This is a genomic window from Opitutia bacterium ISCC 52 (assembly GCA_014529675.2).
In the GTDB taxonomy this organism is placed as follows: Bacteria; Verrucomicrobiota; Verrucomicrobiia; order Opitutales; family UBA2995; genus UBA2995.
On record CP076040.1, the window covers coordinates 4,367,501 to 4,389,539 of the forward strand.

General features: G+C 47.4%; 25 protein-coding genes (1 of these 25 only partly in view). 12 read left to right on the top strand and 13 right to left on the bottom strand.

Going from position 1 to position 22,039, the window contains the following annotated elements:
* The 3 genes from gmd to GA003_18835 all read left to right on the top strand — a co-directional run.
* Positions 1 to 501, top strand: the 3' end of a protein-coding gene (gene gmd, locus GA003_18825) for a GDP-mannose 4,6-dehydratase (protein QXD28028.1). The gene continues 516 nt to the left of window position 1, outside the view; the window shows 501 of its 1,017 coding nt (coding positions 517–1,017); its start codon lies beyond the left edge, outside the window; its stop codon occupies positions 499 to 501.
* Between the two features lie 14 nt (positions 502 to 515).
* On the top strand, positions 516 to 1,463 hold the full coding sequence (locus GA003_18830; GenBank protein ID QXD28029.1) for a GDP-L-fucose synthase: 948 nt from the start codon (positions 516 to 518) through the stop codon (positions 1,461 to 1,463).
* 171 nt (positions 1,464 to 1,634) lie between these two features.
* The gene (locus GA003_18835) at positions 1,635 to 1,940 is read left to right on the top strand and encodes a hypothetical protein (protein QXD28030.1); all 306 of its coding nucleotides are present in this window, start codon (positions 1,635 to 1,637) and stop codon (positions 1,938 to 1,940) included.
* On the opposite strand, the gene GA003_18840 is transcribed toward GA003_18835, so the two are convergent.
* Positions 1,937 to 2,542: a sigma-70 family RNA polymerase sigma factor gene (locus GA003_18840; GenBank protein ID QXD28031.1), complete on the bottom strand. Its 606-nt coding sequence runs from the start codon at positions 2,540 to 2,542 to the stop codon at positions 1,937 to 1,939. The two genes, GA003_18835 and GA003_18840, sit on opposite strands and share 4 nt — an antisense overlap.
* A gap of 56 nt (positions 2,543 to 2,598) precedes the next feature.
* Here GA003_18840 and GA003_18845 point away from each other — a divergent pair, with 56 nt between their 5' ends.
* The gene (locus GA003_18845; GenBank protein QXD28032.1) at positions 2,599 to 3,159 is read left to right on the top strand and encodes a rhomboid family intramembrane serine protease; all 561 of its coding nucleotides are present in this window, start codon (positions 2,599 to 2,601) and stop codon (positions 3,157 to 3,159) included.
* Between the two features lie 9 nt (positions 3,160 to 3,168).
* Here GA003_18845 and GA003_18850 read toward each other — a convergent pair whose 3' ends face one another.
* From GA003_18850 to GA003_18860, 3 genes are all read right to left on the bottom strand, one after another.
* The gene (locus GA003_18850) at positions 3,169 to 4,017 is read right to left on the bottom strand and encodes a hypothetical protein (protein ID QXD28033.1); all 849 of its coding nucleotides are present in this window, start codon (positions 4,015 to 4,017) and stop codon (positions 3,169 to 3,171) included.
* On the bottom strand, positions 4,014 to 4,592 hold the full coding sequence (locus GA003_18855) for an RNA polymerase sigma factor (GenBank protein QXD28034.1): 579 nt from the start codon (positions 4,590 to 4,592) through the stop codon (positions 4,014 to 4,016). The genes GA003_18850 and GA003_18855 overlap by 4 nt, the downstream gene beginning before the upstream one ends.
* A gap of 71 nt (positions 4,593 to 4,663) precedes the next feature.
* Positions 4,664 to 5,170, bottom strand: a complete 507-nt coding sequence (locus GA003_18860) for a hypothetical protein (protein QXD28035.1) — start codon at positions 5,168 to 5,170, stop codon at positions 4,664 to 4,666.
* A gap of 171 nt (positions 5,171 to 5,341) precedes the next feature.
* On the opposite strand from GA003_18860, the gene GA003_18865 reads away from it, so the two are divergent.
* The gene (locus tag GA003_18865) at positions 5,342 to 6,127 is read left to right on the top strand and encodes an SAM-dependent chlorinase/fluorinase (protein ID QXD28036.1); all 786 of its coding nucleotides are present in this window, start codon (positions 5,342 to 5,344) and stop codon (positions 6,125 to 6,127) included.
* Positions 6,128 to 6,137: 10 nt separating this feature from the next.
* Here the strand turns inward: GA003_18865 and gmk are convergent, their stop codons facing one another.
* From gmk to miaB, 3 genes are read right to left on the bottom strand one after another with little or no spacing between them, the layout of a single operon-like run.
* Positions 6,138 to 6,761, bottom strand: a complete 624-nt coding sequence (gene gmk, locus GA003_18870; GenBank protein QXD28037.1) for a guanylate kinase — start codon at positions 6,759 to 6,761, stop codon at positions 6,138 to 6,140.
* Between the two features lie 20 nt (positions 6,762 to 6,781).
* Positions 6,782 to 7,327, bottom strand: coding sequence for a hypothetical protein (locus tag GA003_18875; GenBank protein QXD28038.1), 546 nt, complete (start codon positions 7,325 to 7,327; stop codon positions 6,782 to 6,784).
* The gene (gene miaB / locus GA003_18880) at positions 7,327 to 8,718 is read right to left on the bottom strand and encodes a tRNA (N6-isopentenyl adenosine(37)-C2)-methylthiotransferase MiaB (protein QXD28039.1); all 1,392 of its coding nucleotides are present in this window, start codon (positions 8,716 to 8,718) and stop codon (positions 7,327 to 7,329) included. Before miaB ends, GA003_18875 begins: the two co-directional genes overlap by 1 nt.
* Before the next feature lie 159 nt (positions 8,719 to 8,877).
* Between miaB and GA003_18885 the strand changes: the two genes are divergently transcribed.
* Positions 8,878 to 9,300: a gamma-glutamylcyclotransferase gene (locus GA003_18885; protein ID QXD28040.1), complete on the top strand. Its 423-nt coding sequence runs from the start codon at positions 8,878 to 8,880 to the stop codon at positions 9,298 to 9,300.
* Positions 9,301 to 9,306: 6 nt separating this feature from the next.
* Here GA003_18885 and GA003_18890 read toward each other — a convergent pair whose 3' ends face one another.
* The 3 genes from GA003_18890 to GA003_18900 all read right to left on the bottom strand — a co-directional run bounded on the left by GA003_18890 (position 9,307) and on the right by GA003_18900 (position 12,612).
* Entirely contained in the window at positions 9,307 to 10,680 is a 1,374-nt protein-coding gene (locus tag GA003_18890; GenBank protein ID QXD28041.1) for an SDR family NAD(P)-dependent oxidoreductase, read from the bottom strand.
* Complete coding sequence (locus GA003_18895; GenBank protein ID QXD28042.1) at positions 10,671 to 11,681, bottom strand: DNA photolyase; 1,011 nt, start codon at positions 11,679 to 11,681, stop codon at positions 10,671 to 10,673. Before GA003_18895 ends, GA003_18890 begins: the two co-directional genes overlap by 10 nt.
* 103 nt (positions 11,682 to 11,784) lie before the next feature.
* Complete coding sequence (locus tag GA003_18900; protein ID QXD28043.1) at positions 11,785 to 12,612, bottom strand: hypothetical protein; 828 nt, start codon at positions 12,610 to 12,612, stop codon at positions 11,785 to 11,787.
* A gap of 630 nt (positions 12,613 to 13,242) precedes the next feature.
* On the opposite strand from GA003_18900, the gene GA003_18905 reads away from it, so the two are divergent.
* On the top strand, positions 13,243 to 13,752 hold the full coding sequence (locus tag GA003_18905) for a cupin domain-containing protein (GenBank protein QXD28044.1): 510 nt from the start codon (positions 13,243 to 13,245) through the stop codon (positions 13,750 to 13,752).
* Positions 13,739 to 14,377 carry a pyridoxamine 5'-phosphate oxidase gene (gene pdxH / locus GA003_18910; GenBank protein ID QXD28045.1) on the top strand — a complete coding sequence of 213 codons (639 nt, stop codon included), beginning with the start codon at positions 13,739 to 13,741 and terminating at the stop codon, positions 14,375 to 14,377. Before GA003_18905 ends, pdxH begins: the two co-directional genes overlap by 14 nt.
* Positions 14,378 to 14,421: 44 nt before the next feature.
* Here the strand turns inward: pdxH and GA003_18915 are convergent, their stop codons facing one another.
* The gene (locus tag GA003_18915) at positions 14,422 to 14,994 is read right to left on the bottom strand and encodes a PEGA domain-containing protein (protein ID QXD28046.1); all 573 of its coding nucleotides are present in this window, start codon (positions 14,992 to 14,994) and stop codon (positions 14,422 to 14,424) included.
* A gap of 89 nt (positions 14,995 to 15,083) precedes the next feature.
* On the opposite strand from GA003_18915, the gene GA003_18920 reads away from it, so the two are divergent.
* Positions 15,084 to 17,339 carry a hypothetical protein gene (locus tag GA003_18920; GenBank protein QXD28047.1) on the top strand — a complete coding sequence of 752 codons (2,256 nt, stop codon included), beginning with the start codon at positions 15,084 to 15,086 and terminating at the stop codon, positions 17,337 to 17,339.
* 91 nt (positions 17,340 to 17,430) lie between these two features.
* On the opposite strand, the gene GA003_18925 is transcribed toward GA003_18920, so the two are convergent.
* Together GA003_18925 and GA003_18930 are read right to left on the bottom strand one after the other, a co-directional pair.
* Positions 17,431 to 19,146 carry a cation acetate symporter gene (locus GA003_18925; protein QXD28048.1) on the bottom strand — a complete coding sequence of 572 codons (1,716 nt, stop codon included), beginning with the start codon at positions 19,144 to 19,146 and terminating at the stop codon, positions 17,431 to 17,433.
* A gap of 12 nt (positions 19,147 to 19,158) precedes the next feature.
* Positions 19,159 to 19,464 (bottom strand): DUF4212 domain-containing protein, encoded by a 306-nt coding sequence (locus GA003_18930; GenBank protein ID QXD28049.1) that lies wholly within the window; start codon positions 19,462 to 19,464, stop codon positions 19,159 to 19,161.
* Between the two features lie 107 nt (positions 19,465 to 19,571).
* On the opposite strand from GA003_18930, the gene GA003_18935 reads away from it, so the two are divergent.
* From GA003_18935 to GA003_18945, 3 genes are all read left to right on the top strand, one after another.
* Positions 19,572 to 20,108, top strand: coding sequence for an NUDIX hydrolase (locus tag GA003_18935; protein QXD30480.1), 537 nt, complete (start codon positions 19,572 to 19,574; stop codon positions 20,106 to 20,108).
* A 112-nt stretch (positions 20,109 to 20,220) separates the two neighbouring features.
* Positions 20,221 to 21,072: an FKBP-type peptidyl-prolyl cis-trans isomerase gene (locus tag GA003_18940; protein ID QXD28050.1), complete on the top strand. Its 852-nt coding sequence runs from the start codon at positions 20,221 to 20,223 to the stop codon at positions 21,070 to 21,072.
* A gap of 93 nt (positions 21,073 to 21,165) precedes the next feature.
* Entirely contained in the window at positions 21,166 to 21,858 is a 693-nt protein-coding gene (locus GA003_18945; protein QXD28051.1) for an SOS response-associated peptidase, read from the top strand.
* The last annotated feature ends 181 nt before the right edge of the window (positions 21,859 to 22,039 follow it).

A 22,039-nucleotide genomic window follows, 5' to 3' on the forward strand; every position in this document is an offset into this window, starting at 1 on the left:
TCTTACAATTTGCATGCGAGCAACGGTATTCTCTTTAACCATGAGTCTCCTCGTCGCGGTGAAACCTTTGTGACCCGTAAAATTACACGTGCAGCCACACGAATTAAGATGGGACTACAAGATAAACTCTATCTGGGTAATCTCGATGCAAAACGTGATTGGGGCTACGCAAAAGAATATTGCGAGGGTATGTATTTAATGCTTCAGCAGGACAACCCTGACGATTACGTGTTGGCGACAAATGAAACTCACTCTGTTAAGGAGTTTTGCCAGGAATCGTTCGCTTGTCTCGACATGGATTTTGAAGAATTTGTTGACTACGACAAACGCTACGAACGCCCTGCAGAGGTAGATTTACTTATTGGCGATCCTGCTAAAGCCAAGAAACAACTCGATTGGGAACCCAAGACAGATTTCAAGGGGCTGGTAAAACTTATGGTTGAGGCTGACCTTCAGCTGGCTAAAAAGGAACTCGCTGTTAAACAAGCATCAGCAAACTAATTTTTTTCAACGATATGGATCCCTCATGGAAAGTCTACGTATCTGGTCATCGCGGCATGGTCGGATCGGCTATAGTACGCAAACTCGATTCTCTTGGTTACGAGGAAATCGAAACCTCAACGAGAGCCGAACTTGATCTGACCGATCAAACAGCGGTTAGACGTTTTTATGAGCTGGAAAGACCAGATGCTGTTGTCATAGCGGCAGCCAAAGTAGGCGGCATCGGAGCCAACAGCACTTATCCGGCTGGTTTCATCTACGAGAATCTGGCCATTGCCACCAACCAGATTCACGCTGCGTACGAGTTTGGAGTGAAGCGCCTTCTCTTTCTGGGGAGCTCTTGTATTTATCCGAAACAGGCTCCGCAACCCATGCCGGAGGATTGTTTACTGACAAGTGAGCTGGAGCCCAGCAACGAGCCCTATGCCATTGCTAAAATTGCAGGTCTTAAAATGTGCCAGTACTACCGCAAGCAATATGGGGTGATGTTTCACTCACTCATGCCCACAAACTTGTATGGTCCAGGCGACAATTATCATCTTGAAAATTCTCATGTGCTCCCTGCGCTGATTCGAAAATTCCATGAGGCGAAAGAAAATGGCGATCCAGAAGTCGTTATGTGGGGAACGGGAACTCCATTACGCGAATTCCTGCATGTGGACGATTTGGCAGATGCCTCGCTCTTCCTCATGGGCTTGAATAACCCACCCGATTGGGTAAACGTCGGCAGCGGCGACGAAGTTTCTATAAGACAACTCGCAGAATCTGTAAAAAATGCCGTAGGGTACGAAGGAACTATAGTTCAGGACCTGGACAAACCAGACGGGACGCCCCGAAAGTTAATGGACAACTCTTTGCTCAATAGCTTGGGCTGGACAAGGGAGATTGATCTGGATTCAGGGATCAAACGGACCTACGAGTCATTTCTCGCAGAAATGGCAAATGACTCTTTGAGGTCCTAAGCGATCTTGATTCATATCATCGGTCGTCTCCCGGAACTCTAATTTCCTCAATGAGGGCCATGCGCCCGAAAGAGTTTGAAAAATTAAGAAAGGGTTTTAGTCCTCCTCCGACCAACTTTTGAACCTACCGTTTGCGCAATATACAAAAACGGTGGTTTCTATTGCTGAATTATGAAAGGCCTGTTCACAAAAATGATGAGTGGACTGACACCGAGTTGTAAGGACATGTCTCGTCTATGCTCAGAGTCGCTCGACCGAAAACTCACACTTGGGGAGCGTATTCGCATGTGTATGCACGGCTGGATTTGCAGTTGGTGTATCGACTACTCTGATCAGGTTCAAAAAGTAAATCATACCGTCAAAGACGAAGGAGAATCCCTGGCCGAGTTAAAAGGCGATCGCCTATCGGAAGATTGCAAAGCCCGGATGCGAGCATTGCTGGAAGAGACGGCTGAAAAGGACGGAAAAGAAGGCTAAAGCCGCTTATCAGGAGACGACCAATTATCCTGAAGACATTTCCTCAAAGCCATTCGCGCCCGATGAAGAATTGTCCAGAGGTTTTGCGGAGTTATCTCGAGCTTCTCCACAATTTCCTTACTATCAATGCCGTCGACCTCGCGCATCAGGTAGACCTGTTTGATCTTCGGAGGCAATTTCTCGGCGCATTGGAGAAACTGGGTCATAAACTCCTGCCGATCCACATTCTCCCACTGCTCCGCCGACCAGCCCGCAGGAGAATAATCACCGCTCAACCAATGTCCATTTTCGCCAAAGTGTTCATGCTCTTCATCTTCGTAAAAGGAGCTCAGCTGGGTAAATGTCTTCTCTCGGCTACTTTTACGATAGTAGTCCATGATCTTGAATTTGAGGATTCCGGTGAGCCATGTCTTAAGCGTAGATCGACCACCGAAATTCTTCAGTGATTTTATTCCAGCAAGAAAAGTTTCCTGGACCAAATCTTCAGCCAATGAAGCATTGCTGACCCTCATAAGTGCATAGCGATACAAGTAATCTCCATAGGATTCGATCCAAGTTGATGGATCAGGAGGATTTGGAGAATCTACAGGCGAAGCTTCCACAATGAAAAGTGGAGTTGATTTGCAGCCGAGAGGCAACAATTGTCAAGAACCAGCCCATGAACCCTCCTATTAAACTAACCTACAACGCTCCCTTTGTCCTCACCTTTTCTTTAATTTGCCTGGTGGCTTTATTAGCCTCGGGACTTACTGGCGGAAAAAGCACGATCCACATATTCAGTGTGCACGGTAGCGATAGCTTTGCAAATCCACTCGTCTACCCCCGGTTGATTGGACATGCACTCGGGCATGCCAGTTTTTCGCATCTGCTCGGCAACCTTACTATCATCTTATTAATCGGACCCATTCTCGAGGAAAAGTATGGCACCCCCGATTTGACTGTTATGGCTGTAATCACAGCAGCGGTAACCGGGCTGCTACACATGCTCTTTTTTCAAGGCATGCTACTGGGTGCAAGTGGGATCGTATTTATGTTTATAGTGCTGAGCTCTCTGGTGAACGTAAAGCGGAGGACAATTCCCCTTACATTTATCCTTGTTTGCATTATCTTTCTCGGGAACGAGTTCGCCCTGTCATTTGAAGAAGACAGTGTCTCGCAGTTCGCTCACATCTTGGGCGGAATTTGCGGAAGTGTATTTGGCTTTTTTCGCGCTAAGTAGCCGTCAGGATTAGATATGATCACTACCAAGAACTAATTCCCCCCGAGGTTGCTGCAGCTCGGTTTCAGTGGTTTCCTCTTCGGTGATAAAAAAGGCCACCTGATTAGTGGATAAAGTTGATCCTTCATCCAATTCGAAGAAATAAAGCCCTTGGTCTTTGTCTTGCATAGGAATGATACCAGCGCATTCCAACACATTGGACCCCAGGTCCTTCAACCAGAGCGTGTAATTCTTTCCTTCCTCTTGAACAGGTAGTTTCTGAATAGCAATAAACCCATGTCTTCCCTGGGGATCATATACGGCATAGCCACTACTCTTAGTATTAGCCAAGGACGATTGTACTTTTGCAGGAAGCCGCTCTGGATGTTTCCAGAAGGTCTCAGCCATCTCAGCCAATTGGACAAAATTCTCCAGCTCATCAACTGGCATCTGAGATGGTATCGCTTCCACAAAAGCAGACTTGGAGTCCATCCCCACGAGTAAAACGACCGGTTGTTTAGGAGCAGCGAAAGGCTCAGATCCTCTATTGGTCAAAAGCAAGGTAAGGCCGACACCCAACAGGAGCGCAGCGGCCATCCCCCATCCAGCGAAGGTGGACCATGAAATGGTAATGACCGGCTTGGAGGAAGTGCCTTGGGCGACCGGTCCGATTTTTTGTTGAATCGACTCAAATACCCTCCCAGGGGCAGCAGATTGAGGAAGATTTCGAATCTGATCCTCCAAAGTCAGTTCCAACTCCCTCACCAACATCAACAATTCAGTGTCAGTCTCCAATTGTTGCTCAAAGGCTACACGCTCTTGGTAATTCAATTCATCCAGCACATAGAGACTGGCAAGTTCTTCTAACTTAGTATTCATACCGCCGGTTTTGTTAAGGTAGTTCGCAATTGGAATAGACCTCGCTTCAACCAGGACTTCACAGTTCCAAGAGGTTGTTCGAGTGCATTTGCAATTTCAGAATGAGTCATGCCGGAGAAAAGGGCCAACTCTAAGGCTCGTTGTTGTTTGTCCGGAATGTTTTGCAAGGCAGTCTGGACCTGCTCTCGCATTTCATGACGCACAGCGGTTTCCCTAAGCTTCTCAGGTGTAGACCAATCCTGGTCATCCGTTGGTTCGAACGTTACAGACTCAGGAATACGTTTTAGTTTTCTAATACGGTCAATACAGGTTCGCCGCATGATGGTGACCGCCCAAGTAAATGGCCGTGATTTCCTGGCATCAAACTTAGATGCGTTGTTCCAAATTTTGAGAAACGTATCCTGCAAGGCTTCTTCTGCCTCACTCGGCTGCCTCAGCATACGCATCCCCAATGAGTACAAAGGAGTCGAGTAACGATCATAGATTTTCCTAAACGCCTCGTTGTCACCATTTCCAACCTGAGCCAGCAAAAAGGCTTCTTCAATCGCTGCTTCCTGTTGTTCTGTTGATGACATGGTGATTGCGTGGGTAAAATAATCCTCCCGAAGGTGGGGCTGGCTGGTTCCTACACCAGCCCCGGATTCAGTCAGGATTTGTCGAACTTGTGTTTGTTGAGCTCCTTGGCTACCTCCTCTGCAGCCAAGGAAACTATATCATCCATTACATCGTAGGGATTACGACCAGGACGTGGGTATGTTCGAACTTTGATAATTCCAAAATCTTCAGTTTTCTCTCCATCTTCATAGACATTCACCCAGGCCCGGAACACGAGATCGTTGATAATCTCTGTTTCCAGGCTCTTGAACCAAATTCGTAATTGGAGTCCACCATCGGGGACACTTGCACTCCAACGTTGGAACTCAAGTTTCACAGGCCAGTCTTCCTTCTCAAAGACTTTGGTGAAATTGGCTTTTATCCGGAGATACATATCCAGATCATTATGGTAGGCTCGGTTGCTCACCAAACTGTCGGAGACGACAACCAGCATCGTCGGTTTGTCAGCATCTTCTGAGGAGGAGTCGTCCTGGGCGGCCAATGGAATCAAAGACCCCATCAGAAGAATCGACATGAAAAATGTTAGGAAAGGACGCATAGGTAAAAATGGTTTTCAGGGTTTGACTACTCTTACGCTCTAGTAGTCGATTCGGATTCAATTAAGGGCACTTTTTTAGAAAAGGTCAAAACGAGTCTGGAAGCTGGTTTCGGACACTATTGTGGAGAAGGTCATTGAAATCACGGACAGGGTCGATTCAGCTCTAATTCCATGAAGGTCAACGGAATTATAGCCCTCCTCACAGATTTTGGAACCAGCGATTGGTATGTCGCTAGCACGAAAGCAGCTGCCCTAGTCGCAAATCCAACTGCCCAGTTGATCGATATCACCCATGGGATTGAACAAGGGTCTATCTCGGAAGGAGCATTTGTTCTCAACCGTTGTTTCAACGACTTCCCAGCCGGAACTACCTTTGTCGTTGTGGTTGATCCTGGAGTGGGGACCCAGCGCGACGCCATAGTCGTCCGGGCTGGAGACTATTATTTTGTCGGGCCCAACAATGGTGTTCTCTACCCGACAATCAGCCAGTCGGATACTTGGGACGCCTATGTGATCGAGAATCCTACTTGGAAGGGGCGAAAAAGTAGTTCCACTTTTCACGGGAGGGACCTATTCGCACCCTCGGCTGGTCAGATTACTTCCGGAACCCTCCTTGAAGAAGCAGGGCGTAAGCTTGAGACTTTAGTTCCTTTTCAATTTCCAGAACCGGTCGCTGAAGATGGCTACGTACGAGGAGAAATTATCTACTTCGACCGATTTGGAAATGGCCTGACAAACTTCAAACCGGAGCACTTCCAGGAAGCAACCTTAGTGGGCTTGAGAGCTGCCGACACTCTCTTCCCAGTTGCGAAAACCTTTGGAGAAGTCGACGAAAGGGATCCTGTCAGTTATTGGGGATCGAGTGGATTTCTGGAAGTCGCCGTTAGAAACGGAGATGCAAAAAAAGAATACCAGCTGCAAACCGGTGCTTCTATCTATCCGATTTTCGAGGACTAAATTAAAAGGCTTACGAATCCAGCCGAGACACGCGTAGCTTTTCAGCCCTCCATATGCTCTCGACCTTGGAGAAGTCTTCTTCGCGAGTTCCACTCACCAAACAAAAGTCGTAGGTATTCCACAGCGGCATTTCTTTACTAGCTGTAGCCAACCTTTGATCAATGGCCGCGCGATCTTCTTTTCCTCGTTCAACAAGACGACGCTCGATCTCTTCCAAACTTGGAGGCATCAAAAAGACGGTGACCAGTCGCTGTTGGAGCAACGGATCATTTTCTGCCGCACGCTGGAATGAAGCCACCCCCTGAACATCGATGTTCATGATGAGGTCTTGATCGGCAGCTAGTTTTCCTTGGATCTCCGATTTCAAGGTTCCGTAACGATGCTGAGCCTGATGGACTTCTGCGTGTTCATAGAATGCGTCTTCCGCAATTTTCTGATCAAACTCTTCCTGGGAAAAGAAGTAATAGTCCTCGCCATTTATCTCCCCGTCACGAGGAGCTCGAGTAGTGGATGTAATCACTCGCTGAATACCACTATATTTTTGGGTCATCCCATTGCACAATGTGCTTTTACCAGTACCAGTCGGACCGGCGAGTATAATCAAAAGTGCCAGGTTTTTTTCAGGAGAGCTCATCAATTCAAGAGACAGCCACCTTAGTAGGTAAACGCCGCGATGCTCAACACCAGACCGTAGCCAATCATCACTCCACCAATAAATTTAGGTCGACCGTGTGTTTGGAATAACCATTCAAAGAAATCCCGAGCTCTGTAGGGAGCCACCGCGAGGTAGATGGATAGCACAATCAACAGGTAGGCAAAGGTCACTAAAAATAAACGGGCCGGAATCTCATAAAAGGCGAAAGCTGAATCCAGCATTTCTGCAGCTCCAAGCAAAAAGCAGATACACACTCCTCGAATCGCCAGGAAGTCGGGCACAAAGAAATAGGATAAAACAGCGATAGCGCCAAAAAGCATCATCAACTGATTGCGCCAATTGCCAAAATCAGCCTCTCCAAGTTGAGACACGCGATAAATAAACCAGAGTGCACCCAGCCCAAACGCCAGGATGGTAAACCGCCTCGATCGAGGAAGGCCCTTGGCTACACTCGCAACAGTTTTGTCATTCCAGAATAGAATGCCTCCCAGGAGCAGTAATAGTGCGGCACTTAAAATCGTTATAGTAAAAAGGGAAAGCGTCATTAATGGCTGTTGGAAAGAGTTACTGTATCTGCTTCTTCAATACCAGATAGGATAAGATCGCCATAGAGGCTACTCTGGGTCGCACGGTTAACTTTCATCTGCACGATCTCACCGACCAGACGATCGCTAGCTGGGAGAAGGCAATTTCTATAGCCGCGGGTTTTACCTTGAAATAGTTCTCCTCGTTTGGCCTTCCCCTCAATCAATACTTCCTGCGTGGTACCGACCAAAGACTCATTACGAGCAAACGAGGACTTGGCCAAGAGATCCAACAAGCGGTGGTTCCGCGCTTCCTTCACTTCCTGGGGGATTTGATCTCCCATACTGGCAGCTGGGGTTCCCGTGCGAATGCTATATTTGAAAATAAAAGCCATGTCATAGGCCACCTCTTCGAACAGGCTGCAGGTGTCCTCAAACTCCTCATCTGTCTCTCCAGGAAACCCGACAATGATGTCGGTCGAAAAATACATGTCGGGCACGGCGTTTCTCAGGCTATCCACGATTTCGAGATAGCGCTCACGGCTGTAGGGCCGATTCATGAGTTTGAGCATGCGGTTGGACCCTGATTGCGCAGGTAAATGCACATACTCACAGAGTTTGGAAAGGTCGCGATAGGCCTCTACTAAATCCTGCTTAAATCCACGTGGGTGAGGTGAAGTGAAGCGAATTCTCTCAATGCCCTTCACATCTTGAACCTTTTCGAGGAGTTGAACAAAGGGGGACTTCTTATTCCGAATAGGAATTTCCCGACGACCATAGCTATTTACGATCTGCCCCAAGAGCGTAACTTCCTTCGTGCCTGTCGCGGCCAGCTCTTCTACCTCGTCGACAATTTCTTCAATCGGGCGGCAACGTTCACTCCCTCGAGTTTTGGGGACAATGCAAAAGGCACAATTCATGTTGCAACCCTGCATGATGGAGACAAACGCACTTATTTGCCGATCGTCACTCAAGTGCTCGCGAATGGAATTCTGTGAGCCTTCTTCTTCTTCCAGGTCAACAATCGTGGTTGGATGAGGACCTAACCCTTTTTGAGTCTGGATTATATTATCCAGATGATCCGGGATCGCATGAAATTTCTGAGTCCCCACCAGGAGATCGAGATCTGGTAATTTGTCAACCAACTCGGTCCCACGGTTCTGAGCCATGCAACCCATGATTCCCAGAACAAAGTCCGGCTCAGTTTTCTTGCGCTTGGCCAGGTAGCCCGTTTTGCCGATTGCCTTTTGCTCTGCTTGATCACGCACCGAACAGGTGTTTAGCAATACCACATCCGCATCGTGCTCATTATCAACCAAGGAGTAACCACGGCCACGCAGCATGGCACCGACTGCTTCGGAGTCGCGCTCATTCATTTGGCACCCGTAGGTTTTAATATACACCCGATTCATAAGAGGTGGGAAAACATAGAAGGGAAGATAGGCAGGTCAATGAGTAAAAAGCCCTTACATAACGGCCTAAGCGAGACTGAATCTGTGTGGTGAAATGTGATTCGACTCGCTTTTTCCGGACCATGATTTCACTAGACCCATTAAGCTCGAAAATATTCTATGGAATCTACAGTTCAAACGCTGGTGTTTGTATACGGAACTCTCAAACCGGGTGGATTCTACCACGAGACGTACTGTGGAGGGTTTCGATTTGATGCTGAGGCGGGTCAAGTGCACGGAAATCTATACGACTTCCCCTCTTTAGGCTATCCCGGGGCGACAGAGAGTAAGGCAAACAGCATAAAGGGCGTTCTCCTCACCTTTCATCACAAGGAATCAGAGGTGCTTGGAAAACTGGATGTACTGGAGGGATACGATCGGAACAGGCCACCTGAACAGAATGAGTATTATCGAAAACAAGTGGCTGTTTTTGACCAAGACAAGCAGGTGATTTGCAGGAATGCCTGGTGCTACTTCATGGAACAGAAGAAAGTAGCACAATTGAACGGAGTCCTTCTCCGATCTGGCTATTGGTCCCATTAAGCTGGATCAATCCTTGGGCTGGACTCGAGGCTGGATTCGTTTTTTAGCCACTTTTTTTGCTGCTTTCTTCGCCGTTTTCTTTGCTACGATTTTTTTAGCCGGAGCCTTTTTAGTCGTTGGTCGCTTGGCGACTGCCTTTTTGACGGGAGCTTCCTTCTTCGCCTGCTTTTTGGCGGCTACTTTCTTTTTGGAAACTTTCTTAGCTGGAGCCTTTTTTACTCGCGGCTGCTTTTCTTCAGGCGGCTGCTTCGAGACTTTAGCATCCTTTTGGGAGGATTCAGGCTTTGGAGGAGTGGATTTAGTCTTAGGCGCTCTCCGCTCGTTGTTTCTCTTCTGAGGCTTCGGCTTTACCTCCTTTTCGTCCTGAGATTTCTTCGCAGGGTCTTCAGACCTTCTATTATCCCTCGGTCCTCTTCCACGCCCCCTCCGTCTGCGACGTCGTCGTTTTTCGACCGGAGGACCATCTGTTGCTCCTAACTTTTCATCGGCAGCATCGTCCCGCCCCTGACTTGGATTTTTGGCTTCTTCTGCCACAATCTCGCGGGCCATATCCATATAGGTAGCTGGTCCTTTATCTTCAGACAGAGGCTCATCCTTTTTCTTAAGACGCCCTATGACGACCTTCTTGGGCGTACTCTTGGAAGCATAAGGTTTAGGCGCAGCCAACTTTCTGGCACTGGCTAAATCTTTCTGATCGGGTTCTCTCTTTTGAGGCCGCACCACCAACGTCGAGACCACAGACTCTCTTTTTTGGCTGACGACATAATCTACAGCTTGGGCTATGGCATTTGAGCACACAATCAAGTCGTGATTATCACGTTCTGTGAATCCCTCCCTGAACATGTGTTCGGCATTGGCCGAATCGAGTATCAGGGAGCAAACTTTCACTTTGTCCTGTCGTACTTCCTCGTAGAGACGATTCGAAAATTCTTGAAGCGCTACTTCTGTAGATAAAAAGGCGCTGCCCAAACGATGGCTGCCGGGCAGGTCTGGAAATCCGATGTTCAGAACATATCCCCGCAAACGAATTAACGACGGTAACACCAATCGGGTCAGTATTAGCGGAGCCAGGAGATTGGTATGCACCAATGACTCCAAATCGTTTAAACCCAGCTTCTCATGAGGATCCAGACTCAAGTGGCGAGCATGGTTTACCAACACGTATATGTCTTTTTCTTTGTCGAGGATCTCCTGTACTACCTGGCAAAGATGCTCGGTATTGGTGAGATCACAACTGACCGGTACAAAGTCGGTATGTTCGAGTGGGAAATTTTCAAAATCTGAGCCCAGACCGTAAACCCGGCAGCCCGTATCAATAAGCTTCTGGGAAATGGCTAGGCCAATACGAGTGTTTGCACCCGTGACAATTGCTATATCCATGTTTCTATGGTTTCTGCAGGCACATACTTTGAGAGTGCGTCCTTCAACGTTTCGATCATCAGCGATCGTTCTTCCGTTGGGTAAGACACAAAAGATGGGCTGCGTTCAAAAGGATAATAAAGGATATCGGAATCAGTGCGCTGTTTCTTAATGCGCTTAAAATAGTCGGGATTCATCCGAAAAACGCCGAGACTCACATCACGAATTTTCTCAGCTGGCAAGTGCTTAAACACCTCCTTGAAAAAAGAGACGTAGATCTTCTCCCAATTGTCGATTCGGAGGACAGGGTCAAAACAGAGGCGAACAGGCCAACCACGATCCAGGCATTGTTTGATGGCTTGAATACGTTGCTCTGGAGAAGGGGTTAGTTGCTCATAGGCGGAAGCCACTTCAGGAGGCGACAATGTCCACGCAAGAATGGCCCGATCACAGGGTACTACGTCTTCCAATACACGCCAATTTGCACTCTTGGTTCGAATTTCAATAACCAGGTCTTCGTGCTCTCGAGTGAATTCGATAAAGCGCGAAGTGTAGGGAACAATCGCTTCGTAGGCTAGGAGGTCTGTGTCGTAAGAAATACAAAGATAGAGCGGCTCCTGCGGAAAAGGTCGATACTCTATCGCCTGAGCAGTCGTGCGGTAAAAGTCGTCCTCATTCACAAAGACCACCATGTTACCGCTGGGATACATACCCTGAAGGTAGCAATAGTCACAATTGTAGACGCAATTTAGCAGCAGAGAATTGTAGTAGAAATTCCGGTAACCGAAATCCTGACTAGCCATGGAGCCTTCATAGATAAGGTGATCCTTCTTGCGGGCCAGGATGAGCTTCGGGCTTCGCTTTTGTAGTTGGAAATTTTGGCCTGAGCGAGCAAAGACGTCCTTGTAATTCTTCACTGTCACCAGTTTGGAGTTCGACAATCGATCCAGAATAACTCGGGTCATTGGGTATTTTTCTACCCCTTCCTCTAGGTACAGGTGTGAAAATCGTTTATGCCACATGGAATAAAGGACTTAGGGTGAATGCGTTACTAGAGGTGGTTCAGTTGCCATCTACGAAAGGGAAGCTTGGGAGTGAGGCAGGAAAAGCAACTCGGAACGTCAGCTATTTGTTCAATGATTGGATCATCGACTCAAACAATTGATTCCTCAGAGTTTTGTGTTTCGGCTGGGTGGCCAAATTCGGCTTTAGAATCTCTAAGTTTGCCCCTCCTCGAACAAGGAACCGAGTGACCGCATCTCGAAGTTGGTGAGTTTGCGTTTGAGTTAAGCGCATGCTTTCTGCAACTGAGCTCAATAAGGTTTCCTGTTCAGGAGATAGGATTGGATCAGTGGAGTCCAAATGCTCGCAATTCATCAGTGTTGGCAACCAATCATCCAAGGATTGCTCGTAGTAACGCTGCATCTGAGAATAATCATCAGAAGAAAATTCCAAGTAGTCAGTTGCTACTTTAAGAAAGAGCATTTGGTGGGGAGCCATAAAAAGATGGGCCGCCTGAAAAATACCTGACGCTTCCATATCAACAATATCACAGGCTAAAATCGGTAGGTTGGCTGTTGTAACCGGTTGATCAAAGGTACCTAAGGAGGCTTCCTGCAAAGAGTGGTTGATCAACATATCTGGGAAAAACTCTCTCCCACTCGAATGATCCCAAATCTTGTTCACGGTAACAGCTTCTCCGAGGGCAATCTGGTCCACTACAGCTCCACACATGCCGACATTGATCAAATGTTTGTCCTTACTTTCTCCCGCCAAATGAATGGCGTGAGTCGTAGCAATACCCGCATACAGTTTTCCAATACCGCTTATAACTAGTAAGGTATCGGCCGAAGTATAAACGGGGATGCGCCGGGAAGACGAATCCTGCTTAAGGCCAAGGGCATCGATAAGGGGACGAGCTTCTTGGCGAAGAGCTGTAACAATGATCTTCAAAGTGAGAATAAAACAGGGTCAATAACGTCGTATTACAACACATGCTCAGGCAATGAGGCAAGTTTGATAGGTAAAACAAACCTCAGGATCTAATTATTCTATGAATCGAAAAGCTCTCGGAGAATTCAGACTCATGCACATTTCATTTTTACGTGAAACTTTTATGGGGGAAACTGGAGTAGGCGCATAGTGCCACCCCCTGATATCAAGTTTAGACCTTACCTGATAGAATACTGGACGAGCTACTTTCTATGCGTACCCTCAAACTATTATTTTTTACGTTCATCCTAGGAGCGGCATTTGCAAGCGCCGGCGCCGAGAGCTCACAGCTGTTCACAAACTCGCAACTCTCTAGCAGTCTGTCAGGAACGACCGGCTCAGGATTGAATTTTGCAGAACTTCCGAAATCCGCAATCTATGGTTTCCTGGGAGCTGGCTTCCTTGTAATCACTGTTTTACGGAGAAGGAAGCATATTCATCGGGTCCAAAAAACGAGGATACAATAGCACTAGCTATTGAATTGAGGATTCCAAGTTCTGTCACCGAGAGAGGAACTTAGGAAAGGCTGAAGCTGCAATGGCATTTGATGGGTTGACCCTTTGCAACCAAGGGCATCAGGATTCTCAACTGATGCATATTTCTTACACCGAAGTCATTGAGAAACTGCAATTAGAGCCACTCGATCAAGAAGGGGGATTCTTTCGAAGAACTTACCAATCGGTTGAAACCGTAAATTTGAGAGAGGGTTATGAGCAACACCTCGGGACAGCGATCTACTTTCTACTTACTCCAGATGCATTCTCCGCATTGCATTGGTTAGAGGACGATGAGCTGTACCACTTCTACATTGGAGACCCGGTTGAGTTATATGAACTAGACTCTAAAACAGGGCTTAAACAAACCGTGCTGGGACATAACATCATGAATGGACAACAGGTCCAATACCCTGTTCGAGGAAAGCGTTGGCATGGTTCTCGATTGGTCTCCGGTGGCCAATGGGCACTTCTGGGAACTACCATGGCACCTGGGTTCGCGTGGGATGAATTTAAGCTGGGGAAACGGGATGCGCTCATTCATGGCTTTCCAGAACATCGAACCATTATTGAATCCTTAACAAGACCTGAGGATGGACATCAGTAGCCTAAGACAAGAATACTCAACGACAGGAATCACAAAAGATTCGCTGGACCCGAACCCATTCAAACAATTTGAGATTTGGTTCAACCAAGCCTTTGAAGCGAAAATCGTTGAGCCCAATGCAATGAGCCTAACCACGGTGTCCAAAGAAGGATCCCCTTCATCGAGGACGGTCCTTCTCAAGGGCTATGACGAGGATGGCTTTATATTTTATACCAACTATGGCAGCAGCAAGGCACAGGATATTTCTGAGAATCCCAAGGTAGCATCTCTCTTTCCCTGGCTCGCACTTGAAAGGCAGGTCATCATTCGGGGTTCTGCACATAAGGTCCCAACGAGCCTGTCACTTAAGTACTTTGCGTCACGTCCGCGTGGCAGTCAGCTCGGAGCATGGGTTTCTACCCAAAGTGGTCATATTTCGTCGAGAAGTGTATTGGAATCTACTCTCGCAAAGCTGAAAGAAAAATTCGCAACGGGTGAGATTCCTCTACCTGATTTCTGGGGTGGCTATCGCATTGTGCCAACCTATATAGAATTCTGGCAAGGACGCTCCAATCGCTTGCACGATCGAATCACCTACGAGCTTAATGAAGACAACACTTGGACACTTGGGCGTAAGTCTCCCTAAGAGAAATAGTTTTTGCTAAGCCAACCTGATCGTCCGGTCCGAAATCAGGGCAATCGGCGAAGTACCACGGTATCAACTCGTTTCACTTCTTTAGGCTCAATCGTTATGGTTAAAGTATGCGTTTCGTAACCATCCTTACTGATCGCTACATCATAAGTCCCCGGTTCTATATTGGGTAGCTTGATCGGGCTCAACCCTGGCTCCATATCACCTACCACTACGGTTGCGCCATTAGGGTTCGTAGGAAGATAAAGCCCTCCAAACGACACCTGCTCTCGTTCCTCTCTTAAATCTTGAATTCCCGAGGCCACAGTAGTTTCTGTTACATCAACGGGCGAAACGAAGGCAGAACTATTACTCACCTCCACATCCCCTGTATAAGGATCTGGATCTGGCTCATTTGCTTTGAGATGCGGAGGACGAAATCCGAGGTATTGTTCCGTCGCTCTAGGGAAAAAGACGATCATTACCATGAGAGCGACAAGGATTATACTGAAGCAAAACACAGCCGTTTTTATCCAAAATTGAGTCCGGCCTCCCCCATAATCGTCAAAATCTTCAAACTCACCTTCGTAGTCTTCAATATCGTTCAATAAATGCTCAGGAATTGACTTCACTTCTTGCGAAGAAATGGGGGACGAGGGAGTTTCGGCCTGGGCTTCCTGTTCATCTAAGGAATAACTTTCCTCTCGTGCAGGAGTTGGAAATGGATCAAGTCATCGAGGCATTGCGCCTTAAGGTTAAGGATCTATTCATTCCTCCCTTTGAAACGAGCGAGTTTCTGGACGCAGTAATTAAGATGCTCTGCCCAGAAGAGGAAGTGGAAAAGCCTAAATACTCAGACCAGGACATGTACGACGTGTCATCCCTTCTTATGGGATCTTTCAGTCTTGATGAAAATGGCAACGGCAGACCACCCATAAACAAGGGAGGCACCACTACTAAAGTTTCTCCGCCCGACAGGATGAAGGGACCCAAGGTCGACAATGAATCTGAATCCGCAGGATCCGACGACAGTCATCTGGCGAAGGTAGTAGAAGACCTAAAGCGCCAAATTGAAGATAAAGAAAAAACACTTTCTTCAGAAGAGGCGAAATGGCTGGAAACTAAAAACGCTCTAAAAGATCGAGTTCTTAAGCTCGAAGAAAACTCAGCCATTCTCCAAGAAAAGCTCGAAGAACAGCGAAATCAACTAGAGTCAGATTCCGAAGAGTTGAAGGTTCAATTGGCTGAACTCGAAGAGAATCGACAATCTTGGGATACCGAAGCATCCGAGCTAAGAGCATCACTAGAAAGCGACCGAAGCGTGTTCCAAGAGCTTCAGGAAGAATCTGAGCAGCAACTGTCTGAGCGCGAACGGCTCATCGCAGAAAAAGAATCAGACTTACAAACTCGTAACGCTGAGTTCGATGAACGAGCAATAGAACTGGCGGGACTTGAAGAACGAGAAGAAGAGCTCCGTACACAGAAAGAAGAGTTGGAATCGAAGCATCGCGAAGCCGACGAGCATGGGAACAAGAAGGCCGATGAAATGGCCGAGCAGCAGGCAAAGTTGGACCAAGAGCGACTCAGAGCTGCCGAAGTCGAGACGAAGGAGAAAGAGCTTAAAGCACGGGAAGCAGCATTTGCAGAGGATATGCAAGAGTTCCGGGAAGAGCTCGAGCAGCTTGAGACGGCACAAAAATCAATAGCTGCTGACCGTGAGTATATCGAAAAGACTCGAGCCGATCTCGATTTGGAAGTCGAGCAAGTGCACTCACAACTTGAAGAAGCCAGATTCCTGCATTCCCAACAGGTTGAGAAGGAGTCCGAGTCTTTAAAATCACTTCAAGCTGAGCTAGAAGCACAGAGAATAATCGCAGAACAAAAAGAAGAAGGACTCAAACAGCTTGAGGCGAAAGAAGAGGAAGTCCAAATAGGCCTAGCCGAAATTAAGGCACGCCGCGAAGCTTTCGAGTTTGACCGCGGAAAATTTAAAGAAGACCAACAAAGCCTGGAAACAGGCAGAGCAGAACTTGATCAGGGTTGGACCGACCTTGATGCCGAAGCCAACCGTTTGCATGAAACTCTGGAAGCGGAACGAGCGAAAATTGAGCAGCAGTTGAATAACGATCGACAAAAGATCGCTGCTCAAGAAACTGAACTCCAGGGCAGACAAGAAAAATTCATGTCCGAACGCGCAGAAATTGACGCAGCGTGGGCAGAAATGGACGCAGCGACTGCAGAATTCCACAAAGAGCTCGAAAAGGCAAAAGCCGAACACGAGGCGTTCATCGAGAAAGAAATGCAGGCGCAAAAAGAACGCCAGAATGCGGTAGAGCTTGAACTACAAGAATCCCTGTCTCAGATCGAAGCGGTTCAGCAAGAAGCCTCATCCCTGCAAGCTACAAAAGAAGAAGTATTTGCCAAGAGCGAATTGATCGAAGCTAAAGAATTAGAGCTGAATCAATTGAGCGAAGACATCCAGCGTCAGACTGAAGAGTGCGAACGAACAAAAGATTTAATCGAAACCGAGAAGAAACAGCTGGAGGACATGCGCCAAAGGCAACTCTCATACCTTGAGAAAGTTAAATCTCTGGCTGAAGAAAAAGATGAGTTCTCAGAAGAGCGGCTAAAATTCCGACGTGAAGTTGCAGAATCACATTCTCGCCAAGAGGAAGAAAGCCAGAAACTGCTTAAAGAGCGGACTGAGATTGATGCCCAACGCAAGGAAGTAGAACAGCTCGTGAATATGGCAGGGCAAGCCAAAGACGATGTTGAGAAATTTGAAGCGATCAAACGGGCTGTCGAAATGGACCGAGAACAACTCGAACGGGAACGCAAGATTCTGCAAGACGATCAAGGACATCTTGAGGAAGAACGTAAGCTCCTCCTAGAAGAAAAGACCCGACTTAAAAAAGAGCGCAAACAGCTACTGGACGACACCCGGAAATTATTCGGAAAACAACAAGGATCCGAGTAATCACGCCATTTTTCTGTCTATTTGTAGACACACCGAAGAAACACACACAGCAAGGGGCCGTCCGCAAGGGCGGCCTTTTTCTGTTGCTCCCCTACTCTGCTTTGGGAATTCGAATATCATCCACCATCCTCTGGACTTTGTCAGGAGGAGCTGGGAAGAACCGGCACAAAACAACAGACACGGCGAAGTTTATGACCATACCCAAAGTCCCAATCCCTTCAGGAGAAATACCGAACCACCAATTGTCGGGAGTGTTAGATGAAGGGTTGATAAATTTGAAGTAGATGATGTAAGCCGCGGTGAAGACAATTCCGACAATCATGCCGGCAATCGCACCCTCCTTATTCATCCGTTTTGAGAAAATTCCCAACACGAGCACAGGAAAGAAAGATGAAGCGGCCAAACCAAAGGCAAATGCAACAACACTCGCGACGTAGTCGGGTGGGTTCACTCCAAAATAGCCGGCGATTAGCACAGCAGCTCCCGCTGCAAACCGAGCCGCTGTAAGTTCCTGCTTCTCCGTTATTTTGGGCAATAGGATTTGCTTGAGAAGGTCATGAGACACCGCCGAAGAAATGACTAACAACAATCCTGCTGCCGTTGAAAGTGCCGCCGCTAATCCACCGGCCGCAACCAGGGCGATTACCCAATTTGGTAACTGGGCAATTTCGGGATTCGCCAAAACCATGATATCACGGTCAACAATGACCTCATTGCCCTTCCATCCATTGGCCGCGGCTACAGCAGCATAATCTGGATTCGTGTCATTGTAGTACTGCATGATCCCATCGCCGTTTTTATCGTCAAATTTTATCAACCCTGTTGATTCCCAGTTTTTAAACCAGTCAGGAGCCTGTTCATAGGAGGTGTTGGAAACCGTTTGTAGAAAGTTGGTGCGGGCAAAGGCTGCAATTGCCGGAGCAGTCAGGTAGAGTATTGAAATGAACAGGAGTGCCCAGAAAGCGGATACGCGGGCATCTGATACTTTTGGCACGGTAAAGAAACGAATGATGACATGGGGTAACCCTGCCGTTCCAACCATCAAAGCCGCTGCAATGAAAAATACATCGATAGTGCTTTTCTGCCCACTGGTATAGGCGGCGAATCCTAACTCTGTATTGAGGCCATTTAGCTTATCCAAGAGAAAGACCCCATCGCTGCCGGTAACTTCAGATCCAAATCCGATCTGAGGGATCACATGACCGGTCAGTGTCATGGAAATGAAAATGGCCGGAAGCAAGTAAGCAAAAATCAAAACGCAGTACTGAGCTACTTGAGTATAGGTAATGCCCTTCATTCCACCTAGAACGGCGTAGGTGAAGACGATGACCATTCCAATGAATACACCCCAGAAAATGGGGATCTCCAAAAACCGTGAAAAGACAACCCCGACTCCACGCATTTGACCAGTTACATAAGTAAACGATACGAAAATCGCGCAAACCACCGCTACCAGTCGGGCGACATTGGAGTAGTAACGAGCACCCACAAAGTCAGGCACCGTAAACTGACCAAACTTTCTCAAATAGGGTGCGAGTAACAAAGCCAGCAGAACATAGCCCCCTGTCCAGCCCATTAAGTAAACTGATCCATCCCGACCCATAAAAGAAATGAGCCCGGCCATAGAGATAAATGAAGCCGCCGACATCCAGTCTGCAGCCGTCGCAGCCCCATTAGCAATCGGATGAACCGATCCACCAGCTACATAAAACCCTTTCGTACTGACCACGCGTGACCAGATGGCGATTCCGATATAAATACTGAAAGTAATAAAAACAAAAAGATAAGTCCAACCGAGTATTCCCATAATAACTGACTCCTAAATTTCGAAATCCTGACTTTCTACATCCTCTTCTTCCACCCCATGCTTTTTATCCATGCGGTTCATAACGATGGCATAGATTGCGATGATGATGAGAAAGACGACAATCGCTCCCTGCTGAGCCATCCAAAACCCAAACGGGAAGCCCAAAAAAGTATACTGGTCGAGAAAATCAACCGCGATGATGCCCATGCCAAAAGATGCAAAGAACCATACCCCTACAAGAATAAGGAGTATCTTTATGTTCGCTCGCCAGTAAGCTGCGTGACTGTTGTCACTGTTTGGATCGGAAGAATCAGCCATAAAAAGGGTAGTTAGAGATGATAACTTTTCCTTATGCCGGACCCTGCTACTTTCAACAACGAAAAAAGATTGGCCAACATGCGACCCTTTGTTGCTTTACCCCAACGATGCATCGGCAACCATTTAAACAACTCTTGGCAGACTATGAAACGACCACCCTCGAAAGATCGGTCACCCAAAAATTCATTGAATTTGTAGATGAATATGCTGACTGCTTCGAGCGTAGCATGGAAATAGGCCATGTAACAGGCTCAGCTTGGATCATAGATCCGGCTAGTAAGAAGGCACTACTCATTCACCACAAGAAGCTCGGGCTCTGGTTACAGCCCGGGGGTCATTGTGACGGAGATGCGGACGTTGCACGAGTCGCAGAGAGGGAAACTAGCGAAGAAACAGGACTTAAAGAATTCAGAATATATAAAGATCGGATCTATGACTTGGACATCCACCGCATCCCGGCTTGGAGAGAGGTACCAGAACATCTCCACTACGATGTGCGGTTTCTGATTCACGCAGACAGTGAGCAGAGCCTTCATCTAAGCGAGGAATCAAATGACATCGCCTGGGTTGAGCTCCATAATCTCGCCGATGTAGTTCAGGACAAATCCGTGCTACGCCTGGCAGAAAAATCAATCGGCCACTAAATTTCCTAATTTCCTAGGCAACCTCAATTGCAACTCGGAGTCAGAAAAAGCTGGCTAAGATCAGGCAGTCCCTTATTCCGGAAGGTTCAATTTCAATCAACCTAGTAGATTCATGGTTAAAAAACCTACTTTTATTCTTACAAGTCTAATGCTGGCACTCGCTTGCAGCTTATCGCCCTTGGCCTTCGCCCAGGATGAAGCTGCACCCAAAATTTCAATTTCCTTTGCTGATGATGAGGAAAAGCCAGCCGAAACGGCGCCAGCTACACAGCCGGCCACACAACCTGCGGCCGCAACCGATCCAGCACAGCCAGCAGCAACAGGCGCAGCCCAATACTCTGAAGAAGAGATCTTATTTGCGATTTACGGTTGGTTTTTGGTCCACCGAAACCAAGTCGATATGATCGATGTATCAAAAGAAGAACGCCTGGCATTTCTCAGCGGTGTTAATACCGCTTTGGCCCAAAAGGAGATTCCTGGCTGGCAGGAACACATGCCTTCCGTCACCGCATTGATGGATCAACGTTGGGCTCCTGTTTATGAGCGACTTCAACGCGAGCGCAAAGCTCAGACGGTTGAACTCTTTGCTGGATTGGCAAAACAGGAGAATGTGAAGAAATCGGCAACGGGCCTCTTCTACGAAATCGTAAGTGAAGGAACCGGAAAATTTCCATCTGAAGATTCTGCCGTATCCGTTGAATTTGAGGCTAAATTGGTAGATGGCAGTGTATTCGAGACCACCGAAGGACGCGGAGGTCCCATTCCCATCGTATTGGCAAACATGGTTCCAGGAGTAAGGGAAGGCCTTCAAAATGTCCGCGAAGGTGGAATCATAAAGCTCTGGGTTCCAGCTTCACTCGGATTTGGTAGTGAAGAAAAGCCAGGCATACCTGCGGATTCCGCCCTCCTCTTCGAATTCACACTCCACGAAATTGGAGAAGCAGAACCTGTAGAGGCGCCATAAGAGGTAATTTACTTCATAGACTTTCAAGGCCGTCCATCTGGGCGGCCTTTTTGTTGTTTGCTACTCGTCGGCAAATCTTGAGCATAGTTGTTTATGTGCGGCCGATTTAGCCTGGTGGTTCCAGAACGATTCTTCTCTAAAGTCTATCTACTTAAGACGATGCCTGCAATGCAGCCGGATTATAATATCCCTCCCGGGGTAGATATTTGGGCCGTCAGAAACGGTATCAAATCCAGTAATCCAGAACTTGCCCGACTAAGATGGGGGCTGGTTCCTTCTTGGGCAAAAGACCCAAAAGTTGGCAACCAAATGATCAACGCACGTTCGGAGACGGTCGCGGAGAAGCCTTCATTCAAATCAGCATTTAAAAGCCGGCGATGTCTCATCCCTGCTGATGGGTTTTACGAATGGAAACGAGAGGGCAAAACCCGCATACCCTATCACATTCATCTGAGAGATCGTGAACCCTTTGCGATGGCAGGTCTCTGGGAAAGCTGGAAAGACTCTGAAGGCGAGGTAGTCGAAACATGCACCATTCTTACCACCAGACCCAATACAGTGATGGAACCTCTTCACGATCGAATGCCCGTAATTGTCCCAGAATCAGAGAGAGAGGAGTGGCTGGACATATCCACACCGATTGATCGGTTGAAAAAGATGACGGTGCCTTTTCCTGGGGATGACATGGCCGCATACCCCGTGTCTTCAATCGTCAATAGTCCCCGGAATAACGGCCCGGAATGCCTGGAAAAGCAGGATATACTCAGTCAAGGCGAACTCTTCTAAAATCGTAGTACATTCAGCAGATTTTCTGAATTTGTATAAAATTTGCGAAATAAATCCCGTATTTGGAAAAGTGCGCTTAAGGCTTGCATCACATATTGTTGCTTTTATAGTAACACTTGTTCTTTAAAATAAGCTCCAGTTAGAACGCCTTCTTCTTCGATTCGTTACCCGAAAATCCAAT

Bases quoted from the DNA above. Each gene is read 5' to 3' on its own strand.
- GA003_18830 (QXD28029.1), top strand. From the start codon at position 516: ATGGATCCCTCATGGAAAGTCTACGTATCTGGTCATCGCGGCATGGTC.
- GA003_18835 (QXD28030.1), top strand. From the start codon at position 1,635: ATGAAAGGCCTGTTCACAAAAATGATGAGTGGACTGACACCGAGTTGT.
- GA003_18845 (QXD28032.1), top strand. From the start codon at position 2,599: ATGAACCCTCCTATTAAACTAACCTACAACGCTCCCTTTGTCCTCACC.
- GA003_18850 (QXD28033.1), bottom strand. From the start codon at position 4,017: ATGAATACTAAGTTAGAAGAACTTGCCAGTCTCTATGTGCTGGATGAA.
- GA003_18855 (QXD28034.1), bottom strand. From the start codon at position 4,592: ATGTCATCAACAGAACAACAGGAAGCAGCGATTGAAGAAGCCTTTTTG.
- GA003_18860 (QXD28035.1), bottom strand. From the start codon at position 5,170: ATGCGTCCTTTCCTAACATTTTTCATGTCGATTCTTCTGATGGGGTCT.
- GA003_18865 (QXD28036.1), top strand. From the start codon at position 5,342: ATGAAGGTCAACGGAATTATAGCCCTCCTCACAGATTTTGGAACCAGC.
- gmk (QXD28037.1), bottom strand. From the start codon at position 6,761: ATGAGCTCTCCTGAAAAAAACCTGGCACTTTTGATTATACTCGCCGGT.
- GA003_18875 (QXD28038.1), bottom strand. From the start codon at position 7,327: ATGACGCTTTCCCTTTTTACTATAACGATTTTAAGTGCCGCACTATTA.
- miaB (QXD28039.1), bottom strand. From the start codon at position 8,718: ATGAATCGGGTGTATATTAAAACCTACGGGTGCCAAATGAATGAGCGC.
- GA003_18885 (QXD28040.1), top strand. From the start codon at position 8,878: ATGGAATCTACAGTTCAAACGCTGGTGTTTGTATACGGAACTCTCAAA.
- GA003_18890 (QXD28041.1), bottom strand. From the start codon at position 10,680: ATGGATATAGCAATTGTCACGGGTGCAAACACTCGTATTGGCCTAGCC.
- GA003_18895 (QXD28042.1), bottom strand. From the start codon at position 11,681: ATGTGGCATAAACGATTTTCACACCTGTACCTAGAGGAAGGGGTAGAA.
- GA003_18905 (QXD28044.1), top strand. From the start codon at position 13,243: ATGCATATTTCTTACACCGAAGTCATTGAGAAACTGCAATTAGAGCCA.
- pdxH (QXD28045.1), top strand. From the start codon at position 13,739: ATGGACATCAGTAGCCTAAGACAAGAATACTCAACGACAGGAATCACA.
- GA003_18920 (QXD28047.1), top strand. From the start codon at position 15,084: ATGGATCAAGTCATCGAGGCATTGCGCCTTAAGGTTAAGGATCTATTC.
- GA003_18925 (QXD28048.1), bottom strand. From the start codon at position 19,146: ATGGGAATACTCGGTTGGACTTATCTTTTTGTTTTTATTACTTTCAGT.
- GA003_18930 (QXD28049.1), bottom strand. From the start codon at position 19,464: ATGGCTGATTCTTCCGATCCAAACAGTGACAACAGTCACGCAGCTTAC.
- GA003_18935 (QXD30480.1), top strand. From the start codon at position 19,572: ATGCATCGGCAACCATTTAAACAACTCTTGGCAGACTATGAAACGACC.
- GA003_18940 (QXD28050.1), top strand. From the start codon at position 20,221: ATGGTTAAAAAACCTACTTTTATTCTTACAAGTCTAATGCTGGCACTC.
- GA003_18945 (QXD28051.1), top strand. From the start codon at position 21,166: ATGTGCGGCCGATTTAGCCTGGTGGTTCCAGAACGATTCTTCTCTAAA.